The following is a 23,390-nucleotide window of genomic DNA, read 5'->3' on the forward strand; positions in this document are numbered from 1 at the left end:
TGAGTTGAAGGCGGGGCGTATTACCACTGAATGATCTGCGTGATGGTGGCGGTGTTTTTCGCCGGCAACTGAGCACGTAGTTCGCTTCGGCCGTCGACTGTAACGATCTCGCACTCGGCGCCGTCGATGGACAGCTTGAGCGGTCCGACTTGGTACAGGTCGTCGCCGGTGGTTTCAATCGTGGCCGCCTGGGCGATCCGCCAGATCCATCCCCGCGAGCGATCGTCGGACGAACGCGTGATGGTCAGTTGTCGCTCGAATCCGCCGGGGCCGAGCGGCCGAATCGAATCGGTCACTTGGGCATCGTCGATGGAATACAGGAACGTCGGATTGCCGCCTTCATCCAGTCGGTAACCGCCGAACCGATAACCGAGTTCGCGACCCGATTCACTGGGCCAAGTCATCTCGATCGAATCACCGCGCGCCAACGGCGTCCAGGGTTCGAGTGGATTGATCGAATCGCCGGCCGGGGTGGTGCGGCCCTGTCCGCGTCCGGTCCAGTGCCGAGCGGCATCGATGAACTCGTGCTTCCAAACCGAATTCAGTCCCATGCGTTCGGCGTCCCAGATCAAGTTGACTTCGCCGGGAAAACCGACGGCGATGCCGCGACCGGACACGCCTTCGAAAAAGTTGCGATAAATCCTCGGACGCTCACTGGCCGTCAACAGGATCGCGCCGACCCTCAGTCCGGTCGGTTCTTTGGCGGATGACCCGGCGGCGAGATAGGACCACATTGCGGCGACTTGTTTGTCCGGATCGCCGTGGTACAGACTGGTGAACGAACTCTTGCCTTCGGGGAAACTGTTGGGCATTCGCGTGCCCGGCCGGTACTTCGTCGGATCTTGCAGGTAACGGTTGAACCAATCGGCTCGCAGGCGTTTGGGCATCGCCAACAAGTCGATCACGCCGATGCCGCCGCCTTTGACGTCGTTGTAGGAGTGGCACTTGATGCAGGAAAGTCCGGTGGCTCCGACAAGTTTCCGTCCGCTGTTGATGATGGCTTGGCCCGCTGACTCAGACGGCGCGGGGCCGGTGTCGCCGGAATCCTGTCGATCCAATCGCACCAGGCTCTGGTGCAGCAGATCCAAGTTGCCCGCGCCGAAGCCTGGCATGCGGGTCAGCATGTAGGGACGCTCGTTGGCTCCGGCGGCAAACAGATCGGTCAGATAGTCCGACTTCAACTTGTCGCCGACTCCATCGAGCGGCGGCGGCAAGCGACTCTCCCAGCCCATTTCGGCCGTCGTCGTTTGGAACGACGCATCGCGTGCGACTTCGGGACCGCCGAACTCACCGCGTTGATGACAGGCGTAGCAGTTCAGCCCGGCCATCGTCAGATGCACGAGGTCGGCGTCGGTGATCGAATAGGCCGTGGATTGAACATTCTTTCGCAGCTCGATCGCGTGTCGGATCGCCAGCCGTTGCCGCGGTGACAGGTGGAAATCAACCGCGGGCCTGGAGACCGAGTTGGCGAGACAGCCACGGTCCGTTCGAACGTCGGACAGTTTTGGGGCTTGGCTGGCGGCAGGGCGTGCCGATTGAAATTCATGGCACGAGGCGCATCCGACCGACTGGAACAATTGTCGGCCATTCTCGACGGAATTCGGATCCGGGCGGAACTCACTGGCCAGTAGCGGGCCGGAGTCTTCTTTGCCGTCGGTGATGGCTTCGCGGAGTGGCACCCGACCAAGCAACGGGTCCTCGACAAACGCTTCCAATCCGATGCCTCCGGCATTGTTGAACCATTCGATTCGCAGCGGATAGGTTCCCGCGGCCAGTTCAAAGGTAGCGCTCTTGGTCACGACCGGATGGATCCCATCGTTGTCGAGTTGGTGCGGGCCGATGATCAGCCGCGAGCCGTCGTCGCTGGCGATCGAGAACTGGTACTGGCCGGCCGCGGCGATCCGAATCTGTGACTCGAACACCATCGCGGTGTGCAACGGATCGCCGTCGTGTTTGAGCTGCAGGTCCGAAACCAAGTCTTCCGAGACGGGAGTCAAGGCATCAAAATCGGGCAGTCGTTCCCACTGGCCTTTGTAGATTCGGCGACGGAATTTGGCATCGTTTGCCCGCTCGGTGACCTTGCGAGTGAGATAGCTGGCGATCGCGACAGCGTCGCCCATCGAGCCGACCAGCGAAGGCATGCGGGCGCCTTTGCGGACGGCGTGGGGTTGGGCGATCAGCTTGGCAAGTGAGTCGACGGTGTACTTCACATCGACTTGACCGAGCGGAACGGTCGTGGCCATCGGCGTCTTGGTGCCGTCAAAGGCGGCGTGGCAGGCGACGCAGCCGACGCTGTGATAAAGTTTTTTGCCGCGTTTGACGGCACTCGGTTTGGCGGGGCGATCGGTGAGATCCGAGGACGTGTCGGCCAGCAACAGGTAACTAGCAATCGAGGATGCGGCGGAGTGACGTTGCTGGGCATTGAGTCCCATCCAGGGATCGGGCATCGTCGTCCCGGTCTTCGTCTTGTGGGGATCGGCGATCATGTCGACCAGGGCATCGGGGCGCAGTCGCTCACGCACGTCCGACAGCACGGGGCCTTTTTTGATCGGCAACACGCCTTCGGCACCTTCGTGACAGGAGACGCATCCGAGCGTGCTGATCAACAGTTCGCCGCCGAGACCTTGAGGGTCCTCGCGGCCGGCGAAGAACCGTTCGAAGCCGGGAACGATCGGCCGAGTCGCTTCACGGGCCGCGTCGCGTGGGACCAACCAGATGTTGCGATACCGAACCGGGTTGCCGTGGTCCTGCAACACGATCGGTCCGTCGTCGGGGCCTTCGCGGAACTTTGCCGCGGTGGTGCTGTCGGGAACGGTGACATCGTTTTGCACGGTGATGCCGTTGAGCCGAACCGTCATCCGTGCGTCGGAGATTTTTGTTTTCCCCTGGTACCGCGCGGCGGTGAAATCGACGTCGTAGGTTTGCCATTGCATGGGCGGCAAACAGGCGTTGAAGTCGGGGGCCTTCACCCCGTAAATGCCACCCGTTTCATTCGCCGCGCCGGAGAGCCCAAACGAATCGAGAATCTGGGTCTCGTAGCGACCTTGGTGGTACACCCCGCTGTTGCCACGCGCTTGCCCGCTCGCCTCGGGCATCCAGGGGGTGCGGAATTCAAGGTGAAGTGTGTAGTCGCGAAACGTCTGCTTGGTTTCGGTGCCTTGCTGTAGCAGCCCCTCCTCGGACAGAACCCCGCCGTTCCAATGGGCGAGCGATTGCTGGGATCCATCGAACAAGACGATGGCGTCCGGTGGCGGCGTGGCGCCGAGCGAAGGCGGTGTGCGCTCGACGCGTTTGAGTGCCAAGGATTCGGCCAAGTCCGCGACCGTGTCTTCGTCGCCGTCCAGACGGCGCGGCGGGTTGCCCGCGCCGACGATGCGATCGAGTGCAACGTCGTAGACGATGATTTCGAACTCACCGTCGCCCACGGCAATGACCTGCATGCTGCGGTTTTCGCCAGAATATTCGCCCTGGACGGTGAAGTCGGGGTCGGTCGGGTGGTTCTGGGATGACGGGGAGTCTTGGGATCGGGCCGGCAAGACGCTGACGGCAAAAAGACAAACGAGTGTCACGCAAGAAGACGCAAAACGCGAAGACGCAAAACGCATGGACGGTCGGCGGTGGGAAGATGATCGAAGGCTGGACTGGATTGCGTCACAGCATACACGAACCGATCAATGATGGTACGGGATGATCTCGCGCCCGTTGACCGACGCTTGTGCGCGATGAATCTCTAAATCCAAGTTGTAATCCATCAGCGTGACACGCCCATCGGCGAACGCCACATTCCAGCCGCTGTGGTGTGTCGCGCCGAAATCATGGCATTCCAAACAATTGGCCCGCGAGTCCATTTTGGGCGATCGTGCCGCATAGCGGACATACGAATGGGACGAGATGGGGACGTTGTGGTAGCCCGCGATCGGAGAGCGGTCACCGAACCCGTCTCCGGTCTCCAACTTGTTCAGGTCCATCGCCTTTTCGCCGACCAGGTAGGTGTTGCTGAGCCCGTCGAAGATGGTGTTGAAACGCGTCCGCTGTCCGAGCACCCAGATGCCGTCATGGGTCAACTTGATCGCGGGCGCTTCGCGGCTGTTGGGGGTGACGCTGTGGTCGATGACTGCCGAACCGCCGTTCATTGCGTAATCGTTGCGTGCGCCGGCGTCGCCGTAACGAAGACTGTACGGTTCGTGCAGCGGGTACGGCTCGGCATCGCGGCGCGAGGGGCAATGCAACGTTTCGACGGGAACCCGGACCAACGACTGAATCCGATCCGACGGTGTCACGGCCATGGATCGAGCGAGTGGTTGGATCTTCGTCGCCAATTGTGGTTCTTCCAGATAAAGCAACACCTGTGTGATCCACGTCCCCCCGCCCAGATTCGTTCGAAAACGATTCTCCCGCTGGGTGATCAGAAAGCCGGGACGCTCACCCCCATAGCCCGGTAACGACTTGAACGCCGATTCGTAATTGTGGCACGCCAAGGCCACTTGTTTCAGCCGATTCTGGCACTGCATCACGCGGGCGGCTTCGCGAGCCGCCTGGACGGCGGGCAACAGCAAGCCGACCAAGATCCCGATGATCGCGATCACCACCAGCAGCTCGACCAGGGTAAACCCGTGGCGCGACGCGAGGTTGCGACTCGGGCGGGACGCAAAATGGATGGGATCAGAAGCCGGCATCGCAACAAACCTGACGGAGTACGGCTGACGAGCGTCTCACGAAGAGGCCTTCGTTATAGGCGATCAGTCAGCCGCTTGGCAAAACCTTTTTGAGGTTTGGCATCTTTCCGGCGTTCAGGTTCGGATCCAAAACGACAGGGTATCGGCTAATTGTTCGCCGTCGAGGTACTCGTGCGCCAGCAATTCGTCGGAGACCGCGGCTATCGCCGCCCAGCACAGATCGTCGCTCAGGTGGTGGTGCAACCACACCAGGATCATTTCCAGAAGCTTTGTGCGGCGACTCGGGTCGGGGATCAATGGTTCGCTACGTTGCCAGGCCCATGCCCAATCGTGTTGCCAAGGACCGAAGGTGGCCGGGTGAAGTTTTTCACCCCGATAGATCATCTCGGCGACGGGACCGGCGAGAATGGTCAACACTTCACGTTGAACTTGCCAGTCGCTGTCCGCGACGACACGTCCCCAATTGACGTGGCAGTCACCAAATCGTTCCGGCAGCCACTCGTCCGCTTCACCGTACAGACCGACCGATTCGATTTCCCCGCCGAGGACATACCCCACGACCGCATGGCCCGCTTCGTGGTAGGCGGTCAATGTTTCGTCGTCGTGCATGGTGGGAGAGAAGGAGAGAGGGAGAGAGGGAGCGGCGACAAGAAAATGGGTGACAGGAAAATGTAGTCGGGGTCTCAGCTTTGAAAATTGAAAATTGAAAATTGAAAATTGAAAATTGGAACCTGGAACCTGGAACCTGGAACCTGGAACTTTCAACCTCAACCCGATACCTTACTCGCATGGCTGATTTGATTGCACAGGGACCGCAGAATTATCATCGCTGGCGTCGGGAGATCCCCGATGCGACGACGTGTAGCGATTTGGTGATCGGTCGCAGCGATGCGGACTGGAATGTGCCTTGGGATCCGATGATCTCTCGCGCCCATGTCCGTGTGATTCCGCAGGCCAATGGGCGGATCGAGATCATGGCTGTCCCCTCGGCCCGCAATCCCGTCTATCACCAGGGGCGTCACGCGGTTCGCTTTGTGCTGGTCCCCGGCGACCACTTTGTGATCGGCAAGACGACGTTCACGTTGGCGGCCGCGACGAGCAACCGTTCACCGGAGCGGCTTCGGGATCCGGCCGGTGACGATGCAATGGACGTCACCGAAAACGTGTTCGACCACGTGGCGCTGCGTCGCAAGCACTTCCGCGACATCAATGCACGGATCGATGTGTTGACGCGGCTACCGGACTTGATTGCCAGCAGCGACAGTGATCAAGAGTTGCTCGTCCGCGTGACGAGTGTCCTGCTGCAATCGACGCCTTCGGCCGAAGCGGTTTCGATCTTGTCCGCTGCGGAGTTGAAGACCGATCCGGACGCCCGGATTGAAGTGCTGCACTATGACAACCGCAGCGCAACGCTAGGCGGTTCACCGATCAGCCGACGACTGGTCAAGCGTTCGATCGAAAAGCGGGAAAGCATCTTGAACGTTTGGGCCGGGGCAGATTCGCAGTACACCACCAGTGCGTTCACGGCGCGGGAAGACGTGGATTGGGCGTACTGCGTCCCGCTGCGAACCGAGGCCTGTCGCGGTTGGGTGATTTACATCACGGGGAAACTTCCCGACACCGGCGTGGCCGGCTCGGGGAAGCCGCTGGACGTTTCCGAACAACTTCACGATGACGTCAAATTTGCCGAACTGGTCGGGACCACAATGGCCAGTCTGCAACAGAGTCGGCAACTGCAGCGTCGTCAGGCGGCGATGCGCAACTTTTTTGCGCCGGTCGTGATGCGGGCGCTTGCCAACGGTGACACCGCCAGGGTGTTGAAACCGCGTGAGGCTGACCTGACGGTCATGTTTTGTGACCTCCGCGGATTTTCACGACGCAGCGAACAAGATTCGCAAAATCTGCTGCAGTTGTTGTCCGACGTCAGCGACGCGCTGGGGGTGATGACCAAGCACATCCTCGGTTACGACGGCGTGATCGGAGATTTTCATGGTGATGCGGCGATGGGGTTTTGGGGGTGGCCGCTGGCGCAAGAGCAATCCGTTCTCCAAGCGTCCAGCGCCGCGTTGGCGATTCAAGCCGAATACCACCATTCGGATCTGGGATTCCGTTGCGGGATCGGGTTGGCACACGGTCGCGCCGTCGCCGGCCAGATCGGTACCAAGGACCAGGTCAAGGTGACAGCGTTCGGGCCCGTCGTGAATCTTTCCAGTCGACTGGAATCGATGTCCAAGCGATTCGGGGCCGAGATCATCTTGGACGAAGCGACGCGGGCGGGTTTGTTGGCATCGGGGCAAAACCAATTCAAGCTGCGTCGATTGGCCAAGGTCCGTCCCGCCGGGTTCGCGTCACCGGTGGAAATCTCGGAATTGATCGGAGAGGCGGCGATCGCGACCCAACAGGTCACCGATGGGTTGATCGCGGATTACGAAGCCGCACTGGATCTGTTTGCCGCCGGTGACCTGGACGCGGCGCTGAAACAATTTCGTTCCCTGCCGACCTGGGACGGACCGACACAGATGATGATCAAACAGATTCTCTCGGGAGACAGCGACGGCGAGGTGATCGACCTGCCGAAATGATCGGGTGATCATCCGCAACGTCGTGAATCCATTCAGTCGGGTGGTCGTCGGCGCGTTCTGTTGTCAAGTTACGCGGCGAGGCGTGCCGACAATCACGCTGGATTTCTATCACTTTGCCACCGCCGCGAAATGACTGCTTACGAATTGATTGACGATCTGTTTGCCTACAACCGCTGGGCCAACACAAAAATCGCCACGCTCTGCGAAGGGCTGCGTGATGCACAACTCGACGCAAAACGCGAACTCGGTTTTGGCACGCTACGCGGCACCCTATTTCACCTGTTGACGGCCGAGCGTGTCTGGATGGAGCGTTGGACGGGAGCCCCGTGGCGGCCGTTTCCGACCGACCCGGACGGCATGTCCTTGGACGAGTTTTCTGCCGGATTGGCGGAAGTCGCTGCACAGCGGCGGTCGCTGATCGAAATCCATCGCGCCACTCGGTGGCGTGAGCCGATCACGTATCAGGACAGCAAGAAAACCGAATTCACGCATTCGCTTTTTGATCTGCTGCTGCACGTCGCCAACCACGGCGTTCACCATCGCGCCCAATCGCTGCATTTCTTGAAACAATTCGATCGCACGGTTCCCGCCGGTCTGGATTACATCTTTTATCGGTTGGCGGCCACGACGGTTGAGCAGTCGCCTGAATCCGTTGAGCAGCTGCAAGCGTTCGGGTTGGAGGTCGCGACGATTCAGACGCCGGATCCCCGCTACGATGCCGCCCTGATCGAACGGCTTTTCCAGTACCAGGACTGGGCGAACAACGAAATCCTGTCCTTTTGTGACACCGTCGAAGTCGCCGCGCTCGATCGCGATTTTCAGATGGGATGCGGATCGATTCGGAAATCGTTGCTGCACCTGATGAATGCCGATCGTTGGTGGGTGGAAAACTGGAACGGCGACCGGCGAGCGTTTCCCCAATCCGCACCCGACACTCCGTTGGTGGCGATCCGAAAGGCTTGGGCAAAAGTCGCCAAGCAGCGAAACGAGTTCCTGGCCGGCGTCGATTCGGCCGTCGCGATGGACGTCGTCACGATCGAGCCCGACGGACCGCCGACGGCATTTCGCATTGGCGAATCGGCACTGCACCTGGCGCTACACGGAACACACCACCGAGCCCAGGTGCTCAACATGTTGCGTCGCTCCGGGGGACGTATCCGAAATCTCGACATGCTGTATTGGCCCGCGCTCTCGTCGCGCTGACACGTCAACGACTGGACTGTTGCCACAGCCATTGGATGGCACGGGCGATTTCGTTTTCGTGTTCGTCCGTTGCAATCCCGTCATGGTCCAAGCCCTCCATGACCACCAACTGTTTCGGTCCCGGCAACGCGTCAAACACTTCCATTTGCAAGGACGGTGGAACCAATTGATCCCGCTCGGATTGCAGCATCACCGTCGGGACATGGGCCAGGGGCGCCGTCAGCGACAGATTCATCTCCGCCGGAACGCTCTCGGCGATCGCGTCGGTCAGATGCCCCAGCGGATAGCGCCGCGCGACGCGTTTGACGGTTTGGATCAGCGGCGGCGGATTGCGCAGAATCAACCCCTCGATCTGAACGTTCGCCTGTGACGCCACGTAGGTTGCCGTCGCACAACCGAGCGAATTGCCGACCAACCAAATCCGCGGACGTCGGGCCGGCAAACCGCTGGTGACCAGGGACCAAAACCGCGACGCGCGGCGGGCGATATTGGCAAGCGTCGGGCGACCGCTGGTGGCGCCATAACCGGGCGCGTTCCAGGTGCAAATCTTGACCGTCGCTTCGGGAAGGAATCGGCACGGCCAATCCGACGCGCGCTCCGCTCGGCCCGCCGTCCCGGGAAATTTCAGGATCATCAAATCCAGCGGTTGATGATCGGGCGAGAGTTCGGCGGTTGTTCCATCGCCCCGCGAACGGCGGTACTCGACAAAATACTCGTCCGTCACACGATCGACGGTTACCAGCACCCGTTCTTTGGGCGCATAGACCAACTCGTTTCGCGACGGGCGCAAAACGAAACGATCCAACAGATGGCGACGGAAAGAACGAATCATGCCAGCATCTTGGTCGTCGCGTCGGCCGTTGTCTAGCTCACATCGGTCCGGGCGCGTTGATCTGGTCGGCCGAGCGGTCTTCCCCGGGCGTCGTCGCGCCTGCGGCATCGATCGAATCCTTGCCGAGCGGTTTGCCGGTCTCGCGATCGAAGGTGTCCGGTGAAAGTTTTTCCGGCACGCTGTCCCCGGTCGCCTCCATCCACTCGTCCAGCACTGCCTTGAGCCGCGTTTGGGTTTCCGTGTGTTCGGGCTGTGCGGCCAAGTTGTTCAACTGATGGGGGTCGGTCTTCACGTTGTACAGTTCCACGCTCGGGCGCGGTGTCAAAAAGACGTCGGCCTGAGCGTCGCTCAATTGGCCCGACGCGCGGAGGGCACGCAGTTGCTGGTGCGAATCGCTGCGGACCGAGTCCGCCGGACCCTGCCATGCCAGGTAGGGCCGTTGATTGAAGATCAGCAAATGATCCCCGTCGCGCACGCTGCGGCCAAACGCTTCGTAATCATGCCAGTTGTGCTCCGAAAACGCATACCGGCGAATCGAGGCCGAGGCCTGTTCGAACAGCGGCAACATCGATGCACCCTGCATCGTCTCGGGGGTCTCGCAGCCCGCTGCGGACAGCACCGTCGGCGCCAAGTCGATCACGCTGACCAGCTGATCGCTGGCGCCGGTCCACTTGATTCCCTTTGGCCAATGGGCCACTAGAGCCGTCTTCATCCCGGAATCGTGCAGCCGGGTTTTGGCGCGTGGGAACGGCCGCCCGTTGTCGGCCAAAACGTAAATCAGTGTGTCGTCCAAAACCCCCTGGCGACGCAGCTCGTCGACGACGACGCCGATGCGATAATCGAATCGCGTGACTTCGTTGTAGTACGACGCCAGGTCCTGACGCGTTTTGGCGTCATCGGACAAAAACGGCGGCACCACCACATCCTCGGGGCGGTGTTTCGGTCCGTACTCGTCCGGCTTCCATTGTTGATCGGCGTCCCAGCCGCGGTGCGCATCATAGGACGCAAACCAAAAGAAGAACGGTTGGTCTTTGGGTCGCTGGCGCGTCACGCTCAACCAATTTGCCGAACCACTCGTGTCCCCTTTCGTCTTGCCCGTGTCGACGTGGTCAAACGCATCCGGCCGTGGCGACTGGCCTGGGCCCGGCGCGGTCGATTTCATGTGGTGCTTGCCCGACAGCGCCGTGTAGTACCCGGACTGTTTCAAGATTTCGGGGAACCATGGCAAGTGCAACGAGATCGGTTGGTGCAGTTCCGCGGCCTTGCCATTGTTGTGCGGGTAACGCCCCGTGATGATGCTGCTGCGCGAGGGGCTGCAACTGCTGGCGGTCAAGTAGGCGCGGTCGAAACGGATGCCGGCGCCGGCCAGTGCGTCGATGTTCGGCGTGCGGGCGGCCGAATTGCCATAGCATCCATAGTCATTCCAACTGACGTCGTCGGCGATAAATAAAATGACGTTGGGCCGATCCGCGGCCAGCGACAGCGAGGCGTGAAGCAGTGCGATGCAGGCAAACGAAAGTCGTACGCTGTACCGAAAGAGGTTTGATAGCATTTTCAGCCTGTTGGCAAACAGTGAAAAAAGGAATTCAAATGGCTCCCTAGCTTAATCGGTGCTCGAAATCGATGTGTCGCGCGATAAGATCTTGCCGCGGAAAAGGGGACAGGCTGTAACTTGCGGAACAATGAAACAATCACTGGGCCCACGGATGGCAGCGCGAACCCACGGATTTTTTGGCCGCGGAAAAGCGGCGGGGAGTCACGCGGATGATGGAAACCCTTAATGATCGTTTACAGCGGTTTGAAATCAACGCCGATGTGAAGGCGGCGGCTGACGTGGACTCGCTGCGCGGGCGGACCTGGCTGGCGTTGACCTCCAGCCACCTCGGCACGTCGACGCGGTTGCATGCCGAGGTGTGTCGTTACATCAGCCGATCGATGATCGAGGCGCGGCAAGCCGGGCACGTGTTGTTGGTCGCGGCGGGATCGGCGATCGAATCTTGGGCGGTCCGCGCCGCGGATCTTTTTTCGGTGCCGGTGATAGGTGTGTTCGTCAATGATTCGGCGACGTCCAATCGGTCAGCGGGATTGCAGCGTCGGATCGAGGTTTGCGGCGACCGAACGCTCAGTCGCGATTGGGTCGTCGTCGCCTTGGCCGATCGTGTGGATTGTGTGTTCAGCCGCCGCAAGGGCAACGTCGAACGATCGTTGCGACTGCGGCTGGATCGAGACCATCGGCCCACCGTTCGCGTCGCCGTTCACGATGGTTCGGTCGACAAGACCGCTCAACGCGCGGCGCGAGACTTGATGGGATGTGGTGCCGTCGGATGGTACTGTCGTCCGAGCGTGACCGAATGTGTTTCCGATCAGGGGAGTCGCGATTCGGACTGCGGTGTCCCGAGACGTCTCTCGGCGGTGTGTCGATCGCCGCAATGGGCAACGACGCGTGGCCAGTGGCTGGTTCATTGCACGCGGGTCAGCCAAGGTCCCTGGCCGGGACAAACCGACCGACAGCACCGCGACGGTTTGTTGTTGGGCGACACCACGTTGGCAACCATCACCAAACGCACGCCGTTGGACTCCTTGCAGCGAATCGTTCGCATGCGGCGCGTGGTCGGATCGGCAATCGCGAGCGATCGGGCCTGGCCGGTGGTTTGTTTTTCTGAGGAGTCACTCGAACGGTTGCTTTCGCGGCGAAGTTATCGTCCGCATCTGCACCGCTGGGATTACGAGCCGTATGGCGTTGCGATCCGCAAGTCGGCTGCGATCGCCGCGGGGGCCCAGTCGGTGATCTACGGCAGCGCCGAACAGCGTAAGACGATTGCAGAAACAGACCGGTTCCGATTTCAATCCGTCGGCACGACGTACGATTGGACTCAGGAACGTGAATGGCGGTTTGCCGGCGATGTCGATTTGGATCGATTGGATCGCCGTGACGTGCGGGTCTTTGTCGCTGACCAGGCAGACGTCAGCCGTGTCGCCGGGCCTTTCGACGTCAGTGTCGTCGGGCAGATTGTTCAATCAGCGGGACGCCCATCAGCGCATGCCTGAGATTCGATACCAAGGTTGTGGGTGAGCGACGTGGTCGGAATCGTCTCGGCGGACGGTGGATGTCGGCGGTTCGGCGGGCTGCCTTTCAGCAGCCTGTGTTTCAGCGGTCTGCAGCTGGCTGATGTACGACGGTAGCGTGTCGGATTGCGGCTGCGGTTTGTCTGAGTGCGGTTGCCGTTGATTCGTTTGCGTGACAGGTTCGGTTGCCAAGTCGGTGGGACAAAGCTCGATCGGTCGGGATTGAATCAACGTTCCGGTGGCGCGTTTTAAGTTGAAAATCGACAGTTTGAAGGTCAGTTGAGACTGCAGGTATTCGTATTCGGCGACCGCCAGTGCGTCCTGGGCGATCAGCAAGTTTTCCAGGGCCAAGCTGGCGGTGACGTCTTCGCCGGGCAGCTGCTGCCATCGCTTGGTCAACGCATTGAGTTGCGCGTTACGGGCCTGCATCGCGTGCTGCTTGGTCGACAGTTCGGTCTCGGAAGTCATGCATTCACGGGCGGCGACTTCGACTTCGAATCGGACGGTTTCCAGTGTGGTCGCGTACTGATTGCGAAGTTGACGGATTTCTAATTGCCGGCGTCGATGTCGAGCGTTGGCGGCGCGGTTAAAAACTGGGAGTTCGTATTCCAGCCCAAGTCCGTAGCTGGGTCGCCCGGTATCAAACTGGTTCGCCCAAGCGTCGAAGGCTTGCCCCTGGCCTTCTAAACCGCTCAGGTAGAAATTGGTGACCAGATCCAGCACCGGCAACAGTTCGTGCTTGGCCATTTGTAAACGCACCGAAGCCGCTTTGATGTTCTTGATCGCTTGTTGCAGTTCCGGTCGTTTTTGGAACGCGATGGTGATCGATTCATCCAGTTCGACCGGCAGGCTTTCGAAAACCGGCATGTCGATCGGGATGATCTCGACGTCGCAAAGGGACGGGTCGTTGACGAGTGATCGGAGTCGTGACTCGACGTTCTTGACCGCGGCACGGGCGCGGACCAGTTCGCTGGCGCGTGATTTCAGCGTCGCTTCTGCACTGATGATCTGCGTCAGCCGGGCGTCGACTTCGCGTCGTTGGTTCAACCGGTCAAAGACGTCTTTGCCGCGGATGTACGAGTTGATCTTTTGGTACAAAACCGCTCGTTCGAGGTGCAATGCCCAGTACGATCGGGCGACTTCTAACAGGTGAGATTGAAGTTGGCGTTGGACTTCATCTTCGGCGACGTTCTTGTCAATCTGGGCCAGCAACACCAGGCTTTCGTTGTACTGGCGTCCGCGGCCACGCATCAGTGGTTGCGTGAAGGACAGGTTCAACCGCGCCGTGCCTTGCGGATCGGGCACGAAGAACTGGGAGTTGTTGTCTTGGAACCCGAGTCGTTGATACAGTTCCAGGTCGGCACCGGAGCGTGTCCGTCGACGCAATCCCGCCCGCGCGCTCAAGCGATGGTCTTCGAAAAATCGGACGTCGCCACCGGCCGTCAATGAATTCCCGATCGGGTCGGTGGTGTCGTCCCAGCGGGCCTCGGTGAACGCGGTCCAGTCAAAGGCGGCGTCGGCCTCGATGATCGTCGTCTCGCGAATCAGTGGCAAGTCGCGAAAGACTTGGATCTGTCTGGAGTGCTCCAACGCTCGGAGCAACGTGTCGTCCAAGGTCAGCGCCGCCGAGGGAACTTCCGGGCGGATCGGTTGCGACACCAGGGGTTGCCACCAGCCGGGGTCGAACGTGGCGTCGGCGGCATGAACCCCGTCGGTTTCGAGGTGCTGATGGACGTGTCGAAGCGTCTGGTCGTTCGCGACCGAAGCGGTCGTCACCGAAGCAGCCGATGGCGCTGCCGTTGGGGAGGACTGCGCGGTGAGATCGATGGGGGCACAGGAGACGGTGATCGCGACGAGCGAAAGTCGTGCGAGCGCCGAAACGTCCACGTTCCATTGCTTGTTGAGAGTCGGCGCGGTGGGCGCACGACCGAACATCGTCAATCCTTGACGAAGTGAAAACATCACGTTGATTCTGTTCATGTGGGGCAAGTGAACGCATTCGGCACGCGATCATTGATCGGCGGCGCCTGGCGGAATGCCCGTGTGGGGAGGGCAACGATTCCGATGTTGAGGGTTTTCGGTCACTCGCGATGGCGGACTTCACGAGCCGACACTCAGATCACGGTTTGAGGTCGCCCCGGCAGCGTTTTGTGACAGATGTTCATGCCGGTACGTTCGTGCGTGTTACGACGGTCGCTGCCATCGGTGGGAATGATTTTCGATGGTTAGCCCGGTAAAATTGCTGGAGTGCTTCGTCAAAATAAAAGTGGCCGGAGCACTAGGTTTGCCCCGGTGCGCCTTCCATCTTCAGCACCGGCAATCGGCCGCGGACGTCGATTTGGGAACGGATCGATGCGGGCGTGTTGTCGGCCGGTCGCGGGCGGTTCTCGGGCAACAGTGCCGGTGGGCGATAGAGCGAGCCTTGGCGGGTGCCCCGGCGGGCGAATTCGGCTTCGATTTGAAGCTTCAACGTTGACTTTTCCAGGCACCACTGAGGGGCGATCAGATACTTGGGTGGCGCATCACCGCTGATTCGTTCGACGATCGTTGTGGGGGGGATGCGTTCCAGGAAATCGACGACGGTGTTTACGTAAGTGTCCTGTTGCATCATCTGAATTTTACCGCTGGCAACTTCTTCCCCCAGCGGTGTGCCTTGGACGGCATACAGGTTGTGCAGTTTGATCGCGTCGAAACCGAGTCGCGCCACTTCGTCGGCGGTCTGCATCATCATCTCGTGGGTTTCGCCGGGGATCCCCAGAATGATGTGGACGCAACACTCGAAGCCTTGTCCGCGGCTGCGATCGATGGAATTGATCAGGTGATCGTGGGTGTGGGCGCGATTCATCCAGTCGAGTCCCGGCTGATGCATCGTTTGCATCCCGAACTCCAACGAAACATAGTGATCTTGGGCCAGTTGGCGAGTCAACTCGATGACACTCTCGGGAACACAATCGGGGCGGGTTCCGATCGCCAGGCCGACGATATCGGGATGCCAGCGGAGCGCCATCCGAAAGACTTCTTCGAGTTGGTCGACCGGGGCGTACGTGTTGGTCGCGGGCTGAAAATACGCTAAAAAACCGGCCACCTGCTTGTAGCGCCGCCGAACGCTGGTGATGCCGCCCTCCAATTGCTCGCTGACTCGTTTCAGCCGTACTCGTCGCGAGGGGCTGAACGAACGGTTGTCGCAGAAATTGCAACCGCCGCGGGCGACCGCGCCGTCCACGTTGGGGCAGGTGAAACCGGCGTCGATGCTGACCCGCTGGACCCGCCCGCCGAACCGGCGACGCAGGGCGGCGCCGAACGCGTTGAAGGGTAGACCTTCGCGTTGCCAGGCCAAACGATCGTTACAATGAGAATTTGTCAAAGGAGTCCGTTGCCAAACAATGGTACTGGATCGATAGTAGTAGGTGGCGGGGACCCCGCCCGTTATCATTTGTTTTGTTCTGATCCCTACCAGTCTACCGCGACAGACAGTTCCGCCACATCCCGCGAGGACGACGGTGAATTATTACGACGACGACGAAGACCTAGATTTTGCCGGCCCCTACGGACAGTTGACGCCCGTCGGCGGCGGCGACCCGATTCCGCTGATCAAAGATCGCCTGACCATCGGCCGACGCTCCGAATGCGACGTCCAGCTGAAATTCAATAATGTCTCCGGCCAGCATTGCCGGCTCTCCCTGGAGCACGGCTATTGGTTCATCCGCGACATGAACAGCCGCAACGGTGTGAAAGTCGACGGCCGACCGGTCATCCGCAAACGGCTCGATCCGAAGTGCAAGTTGTCGATCGCACGCCATGAGTACTTGGTCGAATACGATCCGCAGACGCTCGGCGCCTACGGGCCCCCGCCGGCCGATGACGAGTACTTGGACGAATTGATGCGGAGCTCGCTGATGGACCGCGCCGGGCTCAGCAAACGGGACACCAAGCGACCGTTCGGCAACAAGGATCCCGAGTAGAAGGACATCGCTGGCCGACATGGGAGGCGGGAACGCTCAGTTGACGGCACGTGTCGGTGTCCAGCCTTCAGGCGATTCTACGGATGCCGTCAGGCATCGCGCGTTTCCGCCAGCCGCTTTGCAGCTGCGGGGGACTTTTGTTAGCGGCAGGGCGCGAGCCCTCCGGTCTTGCACAGTGTTTCCGAGCCGAAACCGGACGGCTCGCGCCGTTCCGCTATCTCCTTCAGTATGTGTTAGCGGCAGGGCGCGAGCCCTCCGGTCTTGCACAGTGTTTCCGAGCCGAAACCGGACGGCTCGCGCCGTTCCGCTATCTCCTTCAGTATGTGTTAGCGGCAGGGCGCGAGCCCTCCGGTCTTTCACGGTGTTTCCAAGCTGGAACCGGACGGCTCGCGCCGTTCCGCTATCTCCCTCAGCATTTGTTAGCGGCAGGGCGCGAGCCCTCCGGTCTTTCACGGTGTTTCCAAGCTGGAACCGGACGGCTCGCGGCCTGTCGATTTAGTTCCTGGGGACGGTTGATTCGATTTTGGTTCCGGACGAGGCTTTTATGGTGCTATGCGGGGCATCCAGAGTCGTTGGTAAGCGTGTTGACGGGATCGTGGCGTTCGCTTGTGGCGGATTTCGTTCGAAATGCCCCCTATCTCCCCTAGTTTGCTGTTCCGAGCGATTGTGTCGCCGCGGCGGCGCGCAGCTTCGCCAAGTAACTCATGATTTTCTTCAGATTGAATCCGGTCGCCGCCCAGCGCCATTCTTGATTCACACCTGCGATACCTCGAAGCAGGAATCGCCGCATATCAAGCGTGCTCTTGATCACGGCGAAAGGCGTTTCACCGAAATGCTGACGACGAGAGTAAGCCTCTTTGGCTGCAGGCGTTTCCATTCGCGCACGCTGCCGACGTCGCGCTCCTTCATGCTCATCATGCATCGTCTCGCGACCACGTGGCGGGCCAGGCTTGCGACCACGTCGCTTGCCCGCTCGCTTGTCCGACGAGGTCGCTTCGCTGGACTCCTGGGACGATGCCTCGCTGCTGCTTGCCTCGTCTTTTGGCTTCACGTTCTTGCGACAACGCCCAGCCAGCGTGCAGCCCTCGCATTCAAAACAGGTGTAAACCTTTCGCTGCACCGGAGAGCCGTCGCCATGCGTCGTGTTCTCGGTCGTCCGATGTGAAAGCACTTTGCCTGCCGGGCAGTAATAGCAGTCGTTCGCTTCGTCGTACACAAACGCTGCTTTGTCAAATCGTTTGGTTTGTGGATTAACCGGCAACTGATCAATCTGATCGGCGGCAACGGGCTCAGTCAAGTCCGAACGCTCGGCAGGGTTGTTCTCGCGATTGGTTTCGGCAAGCGGGCCAATCAGTTCGATCTGTTTTTCCTCAGCCGCAGTGAGGTTTTTGCCCGTCGTGTAAGCCGAGTCAGCCATGACTCGCTTAATGTCAATTCCAAAGTCGTTGGCCACACAGTCGACGATGGTGGCAAATTCGTGGTGTTCGACGTTGCCGATCAAGACGTCCGCCGCAACGATCAGGCCGCTCTGCGTTTCGGTCGTCGCCATCGGAGTAAAGTTGGCTGCGTAACCACCCTCCTTATTGGGAAGAATGCGACTGTCCGTGTCAGTCTTGGGTAACTGGGCGGGGCCCTTCGTCCCATTTTTCCTGCGGACTTCGTCCATCGCATTGACCGTCTCCAGATGAGCGGCCAGTTGTGAGCGGCGTGACTTCAAGTTGGCGACGGCGGCGGGGAGGCGGTCCGCCGAAACGTCCTGGCCGATGAGATCTTCGTCGCATGCGTCGTTGACTTCGAAGGTTTCCAGGGCCTCATCAATTTGCGCGTCAAGTTCTTCGAGTGCTTTGGCTAATCGTTTGGCCGTCCAAGTCTTGTATTTGTTGGCGTCAGCCAGGATGCGTGTGCCGTCGATGCACAGTTCCGAGAGATTGGCGATCCCCAGGTTGATCGCCAGCTTGACCATTTGTTTGAAGATGCCTTTGACTGCATCACTATTGTTTCGGCGGAAGTCGCTGATCGTGCTGTGATCGATGCGGCGACCGCTGCTAAGCCAGATAAAATCGATCGAATGCTTGAGTTCGTATTCAATGTTCCGGCTGGATCGGATTCGCCGAATCATGGCAAACAGCAGGATCTTTGCCATTACGCTGGGATGGATCGGCGGCTGACCGAATCCGCCGTTGTAGGCCGCCTCCCAATCAGTCCAGTCCATCTGATCGAGGATCTCGTCGACCAAGCGAACGGGATGATCCTGAGGGATGAGTTCCTCCAGGGCGGTGGGAATGAGGACCAGTTGCCCGCGTGGTGTAGGAGCTTCCTGCCAATAGCTGGTCTTGGGTTGTCTCTGGCTCACTGGGCAAGCCTCCCTGCGTGAGAAGTGAATCGCGACGACGATCCGCCAAGAATAGCAAACATCGTGACGATGCCTACTAAGCCACCTCCCCTCGTTTTGTGGATACACTAAACCGACAGGCCGCTTGCGGCCTGTCGATTTAGTTCCTGGGGACGGTTGATTCGATTTTGGTTCCGGACGAGGCTTTTATGGTGCTATGCGGGGCATCCAGAGTCGTTGGTAAGCGTGTTGACGGGATCGTGGCGTTCGCTTGTGGCGGATTTCGTTCGAAATGCCCCCTATCTCCCCTAGTTTGCTGTTCCGAGCGATTGTGTCGCCGCGGCGGCGCGCAGCTTCGCCAAGTAACTCATGATTTTCTTCAGATTGAATCCGGTCGCCGCCCAGCGCCATTCTTGATTCACACCTGCGATACCTCGAAGCAGGAATCGCCGCATATCAAGCGTGCTCTTGATCACGGCGAAAGGCGTTTCACCGAAATGCTGACGACGAGAGTAAGCCTCTTTGGCTGCAGGCGTTTCCATTCGCGCACGCTGCCGACGTCGCGCTCCTTCATGCTCATCATGCATCGTCTCGCGACCACGTGGCGGGCCAGGCTTGCGACCACGTCGCTTGCCCGCTCGCTTGTCCGACGAGGTCGCTTCGCTGGACTCCTGGGACGATGCCTCGCTGCTGCTTGCCTCGTCTTTTGGCTTCACGTTCTTGCGACAACGCCCAGCCAGCGTGCAGCCCTCGCATTCAAAACAGGTGTAAACCTTTCGCTGCACCGGAGAGCCGTCGCCATGCGTCGTGTTCTCGGTCGTCCGATGTGAAAGCACTTTGCCTGCCGGGCAGTAATAGCAGTCGTTCGCTTCGTCGTACACAAACGCTGCTTTGTCAAATCGTTTGGTTTGTGGATTAACCGGCAACTGATCAATCTGATCGGCGGCAACGGGCTCAGTCAAATCCGAACGCTCGGCAGGGTTGTTCTCGCGATTGGTTTCGGCAAGCGGGCCAATCAGTTCGATCTGTTTTTCCTCAGCCGCAGTGAGGTTTTTGCCCGTCGTGTAAGCCGAGTCAGCCATGACTCGCTTAATGTCAATTCCAAAGTCGTTGGCCACACAGTCGACGATGGTGGCAAATTCGTGGTGTTCGACGTTGCCGATCAAGACGTCCGCCGCAACGATCAGGCCGCTCTGCGTTTCGGTCGTCGCCATCGGAGTAAAGTTGGCTGCGTAACCACCCTCCTTATTGGGAAGAATGCGACTGTCCGTGTCAGTCTTGGGTAACTGGGCGGGGCCCTTCGTCCCATTTTTCCTGCGGACTTCGTCCATCGCATTGACCGTCTCCAGATGAGCGGCCAGTTGTGAGCGGCGTGACTTCAAGTTGGCGACGGCGGCGGGGAGGCGGTCCGCCGAAACGTCCTGGCCGATGAGATCTTCGTCGCATGCGTCGTTGACTTCGAAGGTTTCCAGGGCCTCATCAATTTGCGCGTCAAGTTCTTCGAGTGCTTTGGCTAATCGTTTGGCCGTCCAAGTCTTGTATTTGTTGGCGTCAGCCAGGATGCGTGTGCCGTCGATGCACAGTTCCGAGAGATTGGCGATCCCCAGGTTGATCGCCAGCTTGACCATTTGTTTGAAGATGCCTTTGACTGCATCACTATTGTTTCGGCGGAAGTCGCTGATCGTGCTGTGATCGATGCGGCGACCGCTGCTAAGCCAGATAAAATCGATCGAATGCTTGAGTTCGTATTCAATGTTCCGGCTGGATCGGATTCGCCGAATCATGGCAAACAGCAGGATCTTTGCCATTACGCTGGGATGGATCGGCGGCTGACCGAATCCGCCGTTGTAGGCCGCCTCCCAATCAGTCCAGTCCATCTGATCGAGGATCTCGTCGACCAAGCGAACGGGATGATCCTGAGGGATGAGTTCCTCCAGGGCGGTGGGAATGAGGACCAGTTGCCCGCGTGGTGTAGGAGCTTCCTGCCAATAGCTGGTCTTGGGTTGTCTCTGGCTCACTGGGCAAGCCTCCCTGCGTGAGAAGTGAATCGCGACGACGATCCGCCAAGAATAGCAAACATCGTGACGATGCCTACTAAGCCACCTCCCCTCGTTTTGTGGATACACTAAACCGACAGGCCGCTTGCGCCGTTCCGCTATCTCCCTCAGCGCCAAAGTAAGTGACACTGGGCTCCCGCCGGCCGACACGCGAATGCCCTCAGCTACGGTGTCATCTGCTGCGTTTCGGTCACGTCAACGTCCGCGGCGCGTTTGGAAGTGTCGCGTTGGGAGGATTCACGTTCGGTCGCCGACGCCTCCGGCTCGTCATGATCTCGGTGATGTCTGCGATGGACGCGATCATCGCCGACCCGGCGGACAAAGATCCAAAGCGTGCCGCTGACCACCAGGATCGAAAGCATTGCCGCAGCCCCCTCCCAGTGCAACGTTTGCTCCATCGCCGCGACCGGCGCGAACACTTTGCTCAGCCGGTATTGGACCAGCACCAGTAGATCGGCCTGGTTGTCGCCGCCGGAACCAAACTTGCCTTCACCGGGCACCGCGACCGGCTGCATTGCCGCGATCCAGTGCCCCCCGTAGGCCTGGCCATCGTCGGCGACGGCCACGGGATCTTGGTAGTCGACATCGCCGCCACGCAACAGATCGTCCATCTTTTCCGCGTCGACCTTGAACGGGTCGCCCGCGTTGCGCATCCCGGCCCGGTGTCGGGCCTCCAGGTACGGGTGTTGCAAGATCGTTCCCCGCACCTTGCCTTCACGGGCCTCGACGAGCACCGCGACCTGGTTGGCACCCTCGTCGCCTTGCAGCAATTCGAAATCACCCAAGTTGACCGTGGCCACGAACACGGCGTCGGGTTCGCCGGACCGGTCGCCGGACAAGTAGATGGGCCCGCTGATCGCGACTTTCCACAACCCCGTCGCGGTCGATTGGAAAGCGGCCGACAGGTGCATGTGATCGAGTGGTTTGATCGAGTCGATCGGCGTGTCTCGGGGCAGATCATTCTTGAGGGCGTGGAAATACGTCCGGTACGCATAGTTGCGTCCGGCACTGTTTTGTTCGCGCGCGACGGGGTTGTCGTAAGCGATTGCAAAAATCGTCCCCGATCGGTCGGTCACAAACATCGTCGCCAAACGTGGGACCCGCGAATCGTCCGCCTCATCGGTGTATTGTTCCAAGCGTTTGTCGAGATACTCATCCAACGCGATGCGGGCGGGCAGGTCCAGTAGGGTGTCGCGCGTCTCGACCATCTTCAACGCCAAGGCGCTGGTGCCCTGGTCGGCGATGATTTTTAGATTGCGACTGACCGCGGGGTCATCGAGTGCGGCGGCGAGCGTGGCGCGAAAATCCGGCTCGTTGATCTCGTCGCGGCAGAGCCGGAAATAGCGTTCCAATTCGCTTTCGAGTGTTCGCGCGGCAAATTTTGCCGCCAACTCGTTGCTGCTGAACGCTTCTTTGCGCAACGCCAGCTTCGTTTCTTCGCTGGCGCGATTGATGGTGCGGATCGCGTAAATACTTGTCACGACCAACAGCAAAATGGGCCCCAGAATTCCCAGCACCATCAGCGGCCGTTTCGCGCGCAGTTCGTCTCGGCGATCCAAACGGTCCAAAATTTCTTGAACGTTGGTGAAGCGGTCGTCGGGATTGGCCGCCAAACAGCAGCTGACGATCCGTGACAATTCACGGTCGACGCCGGCGCGTTGGATGTGCCGAACCGGCGGCGAGGCTTTTTGGATCGACTCGCGGTATCGCTGCAACCGCTTGGGCAGCGAACCGGCGGTGTCGAGTTGTTCGATGATCGAATCTTCGCGATACGGCGGACCGCCGGTCAGCATCCGGTACATGATCGCGCCGACGGCGTAGACGTCCCACGCGCTGCTGGGTGTGGATTCCAGGTCGGCCTGTTCGGGGGCCATGTAAAACAGCGTGCCCAACGAAGGCGATTGGTCGTGGGTCATTCGGCTCTGGCCGAAATCCGCCAACCGGGGCTCGTGGTCTTCGCCTAGCAGGACGTTGGCCGGCTTGAGATCGCAGTGCAAAACCCCCTTGCTGTGGCTGTGGTTGAGCCCGACGCAGATCTTGCGAAACATCTGGACCGACTCGGCAACCGGCAACGCCCCACGCACGGTCAGCTCGTCTTCGAGTGACCCCCCGGTGACCAGCTCCATCACATAATAGGGCGGATCGCTGTCCCAGCCGACTTCCAGCACTTGGACGATGTGGCGATCTGAGGATAATTGCACGAGGTTTTTGACCTCATGGCTCAGCAGCGACCAATTCACCCCGCCACGGTGCAAGAAAAACTTGATCGCGACGGGTCGACCGGTGTTCAGATCCCGCCCGACCCAGACCTGGCCGAACGCGCCGCTGCCCAAAAACCGTTCCAGCCGATACCCTGGGACATCGGCCGGTGGCGTCGTTGCCTGCATCGACAGCTTTTTGCTGGTCGATCGGCCGCCCTCGGTTTGATACTGCGTTTGGTCTTCGTTGCTCACTCCGTCACTCTCGCCCTCTTGGAGCCCCTCGCTCGTCTTCGATGCCATTTCATCTTCCACGATCACCGTTTTTTATTGTAGCGGCCGGGGCCTCCACGGTCGCCGCGGTGGCGACAAAGCTTTGCATCGGACGCTGCCTTCGTCTACCGCCGCGAATCCCGTTTGGCACCTTGACCGTCGCCGTCGCCGTCGTCTTCGTCCTGGCCGGCGCCTGGATCGCTCCGGAA

General features: G+C 59.9%; 14 protein-coding genes. 4 read left to right on the plus strand and 10 right to left on the minus strand.

Going from position 1 to position 23,390, the window contains the following annotated elements; translation table 11 throughout:
• Window positions 1-20 precede the first annotated feature (20 nt).
• The 3 genes from TBK1r_RS00565 to TBK1r_RS00575 all read right to left on the minus strand — a co-directional run bounded on the left by TBK1r_RS00565 (window position 21) and on the right by TBK1r_RS00575 (window position 5,285).
• The gene (locus TBK1r_RS00565; protein WP_145207038.1) at window positions 21-3,605 is read right to left on the minus strand and encodes a 3-keto-alpha-glucoside-1,2-lyase-like domain-containing protein; all 3,585 of its coding nucleotides are present in this window, start codon (window positions 3,603-3,605) and stop codon (window positions 21-23) included.
• 66 nt (window positions 3,606-3,671) lie between these two features.
• Window positions 3,672-4,676: a DUF1559 domain-containing protein gene (locus TBK1r_RS00570; RefSeq protein ID WP_145207039.1), complete on the minus strand. Its 1,005-nt coding sequence runs from the start codon at window positions 4,674-4,676 to the stop codon at window positions 3,672-3,674.
• 114 nt (window positions 4,677-4,790) lie between these two features.
• Window positions 4,791-5,285: a cell division protein FtsH gene (locus TBK1r_RS00575; protein WP_145207040.1), complete on the minus strand. Its 495-nt coding sequence runs from the start codon at window positions 5,283-5,285 to the stop codon at window positions 4,791-4,793.
• 179 nt (window positions 5,286-5,464) lie between these two features.
• On the opposite strand from TBK1r_RS00575, the gene TBK1r_RS00580 reads away from it, so the two are divergent.
• Both TBK1r_RS00580 and TBK1r_RS00585 read left to right on the plus strand, forming a co-directional pair.
• Entirely contained in the window at window positions 5,465-7,258 is a 1,794-nt protein-coding gene (locus tag TBK1r_RS00580; RefSeq protein WP_145207041.1) for an adenylate/guanylate cyclase domain-containing protein, read from the plus strand.
• A gap of 129 nt (window positions 7,259-7,387) precedes the next feature.
• The gene (locus TBK1r_RS00585) at window positions 7,388-8,461 is read left to right on the plus strand and encodes a DinB family protein (protein ID WP_145207042.1); all 1,074 of its coding nucleotides are present in this window, start codon (window positions 7,388-7,390) and stop codon (window positions 8,459-8,461) included.
• A 4-nt stretch (window positions 8,462-8,465) separates the two neighbouring features.
• On the opposite strand, the gene TBK1r_RS00590 is transcribed toward TBK1r_RS00585, so the two are convergent.
• Both TBK1r_RS00590 and TBK1r_RS00595 read right to left on the minus strand, forming a co-directional pair.
• Window positions 8,466-9,293 (minus strand): alpha/beta hydrolase, encoded by an 828-nt coding sequence (locus TBK1r_RS00590; protein WP_145207043.1) that lies wholly within the window; start codon window positions 9,291-9,293, stop codon window positions 8,466-8,468.
• Between the two features lie 37 nt (window positions 9,294-9,330).
• The gene (locus TBK1r_RS00595; RefSeq protein ID WP_145207044.1) at window positions 9,331-10,845 is read right to left on the minus strand and encodes a sulfatase family protein; all 1,515 of its coding nucleotides are present in this window, start codon (window positions 10,843-10,845) and stop codon (window positions 9,331-9,333) included.
• 212 nt (window positions 10,846-11,057) lie between these two features.
• Here TBK1r_RS00595 and TBK1r_RS00600 point away from each other — a divergent pair, with 212 nt between their 5' ends.
• Window positions 11,058-12,341, plus strand: coding sequence for a hypothetical protein (locus tag TBK1r_RS00600; protein ID WP_145207045.1), 1,284 nt, complete (start codon window positions 11,058-11,060; stop codon window positions 12,339-12,341).
• Here TBK1r_RS00600 and TBK1r_RS00605 read toward each other — a convergent pair.
• Window positions 12,327-14,321, minus strand: a complete 1,995-nt coding sequence (locus TBK1r_RS00605) for a TolC family protein (RefSeq protein ID WP_419580817.1) — start codon at window positions 14,319-14,321, stop codon at window positions 12,327-12,329. The genes TBK1r_RS00600 and TBK1r_RS00605 overlap by 15 nt on opposite strands.
• Window positions 14,322-14,637: 316 nt before the next feature.
• The gene (gene mnmL, locus TBK1r_RS00610; RefSeq protein WP_419580818.1) at window positions 14,638-15,723 is read right to left on the minus strand and encodes a tRNA modification radical SAM protein MnmL/YtqA; all 1,086 of its coding nucleotides are present in this window, start codon (window positions 15,721-15,723) and stop codon (window positions 14,638-14,640) included.
• A gap of 136 nt (window positions 15,724-15,859) precedes the next feature.
• Here mnmL and TBK1r_RS00615 point away from each other — a divergent pair, with 136 nt between their 5' ends.
• Window positions 15,860-16,321, plus strand: a complete 462-nt coding sequence (locus TBK1r_RS00615) for an FHA domain-containing protein (RefSeq protein WP_145207048.1) — start codon at window positions 15,860-15,862, stop codon at window positions 16,319-16,321.
• A 643-nt stretch (window positions 16,322-16,964) separates the two neighbouring features.
• Here TBK1r_RS00615 and TBK1r_RS00620 read toward each other — a convergent pair.
• From TBK1r_RS00620 to TBK1r_RS00630, 3 genes are all read right to left on the minus strand, one after another.
• Window positions 16,965-18,674, minus strand: coding sequence for an IS1182 family transposase (locus tag TBK1r_RS00620; RefSeq protein ID WP_419580133.1), 1,710 nt, complete (start codon window positions 18,672-18,674; stop codon window positions 16,965-16,967).
• Window positions 18,675-18,961: 287 nt separating this feature from the next.
• Window positions 18,962-20,671, minus strand: coding sequence for an IS1182 family transposase (locus tag TBK1r_RS00625; protein ID WP_419580133.1), 1,710 nt, complete (start codon window positions 20,669-20,671; stop codon window positions 18,962-18,964).
• 203 nt (window positions 20,672-20,874) lie between these two features.
• Window positions 20,875-23,211 carry a serine/threonine protein kinase gene (locus TBK1r_RS00630; RefSeq protein WP_145207051.1) on the minus strand — a complete coding sequence of 779 codons (2,337 nt, stop codon included), beginning with the start codon at window positions 23,209-23,211 and terminating at the stop codon, window positions 20,875-20,877.
• Window positions 23,212-23,390 lie beyond the last annotated feature (179 nt).

The sequence above is a fragment of the Stieleria magnilauensis genome, from assembly GCA_007753675.1.
GTDB lineage: Bacteria > Planctomycetota > Planctomycetia > Pirellulales > Pirellulaceae > Stieleria > Stieleria magnilauensis.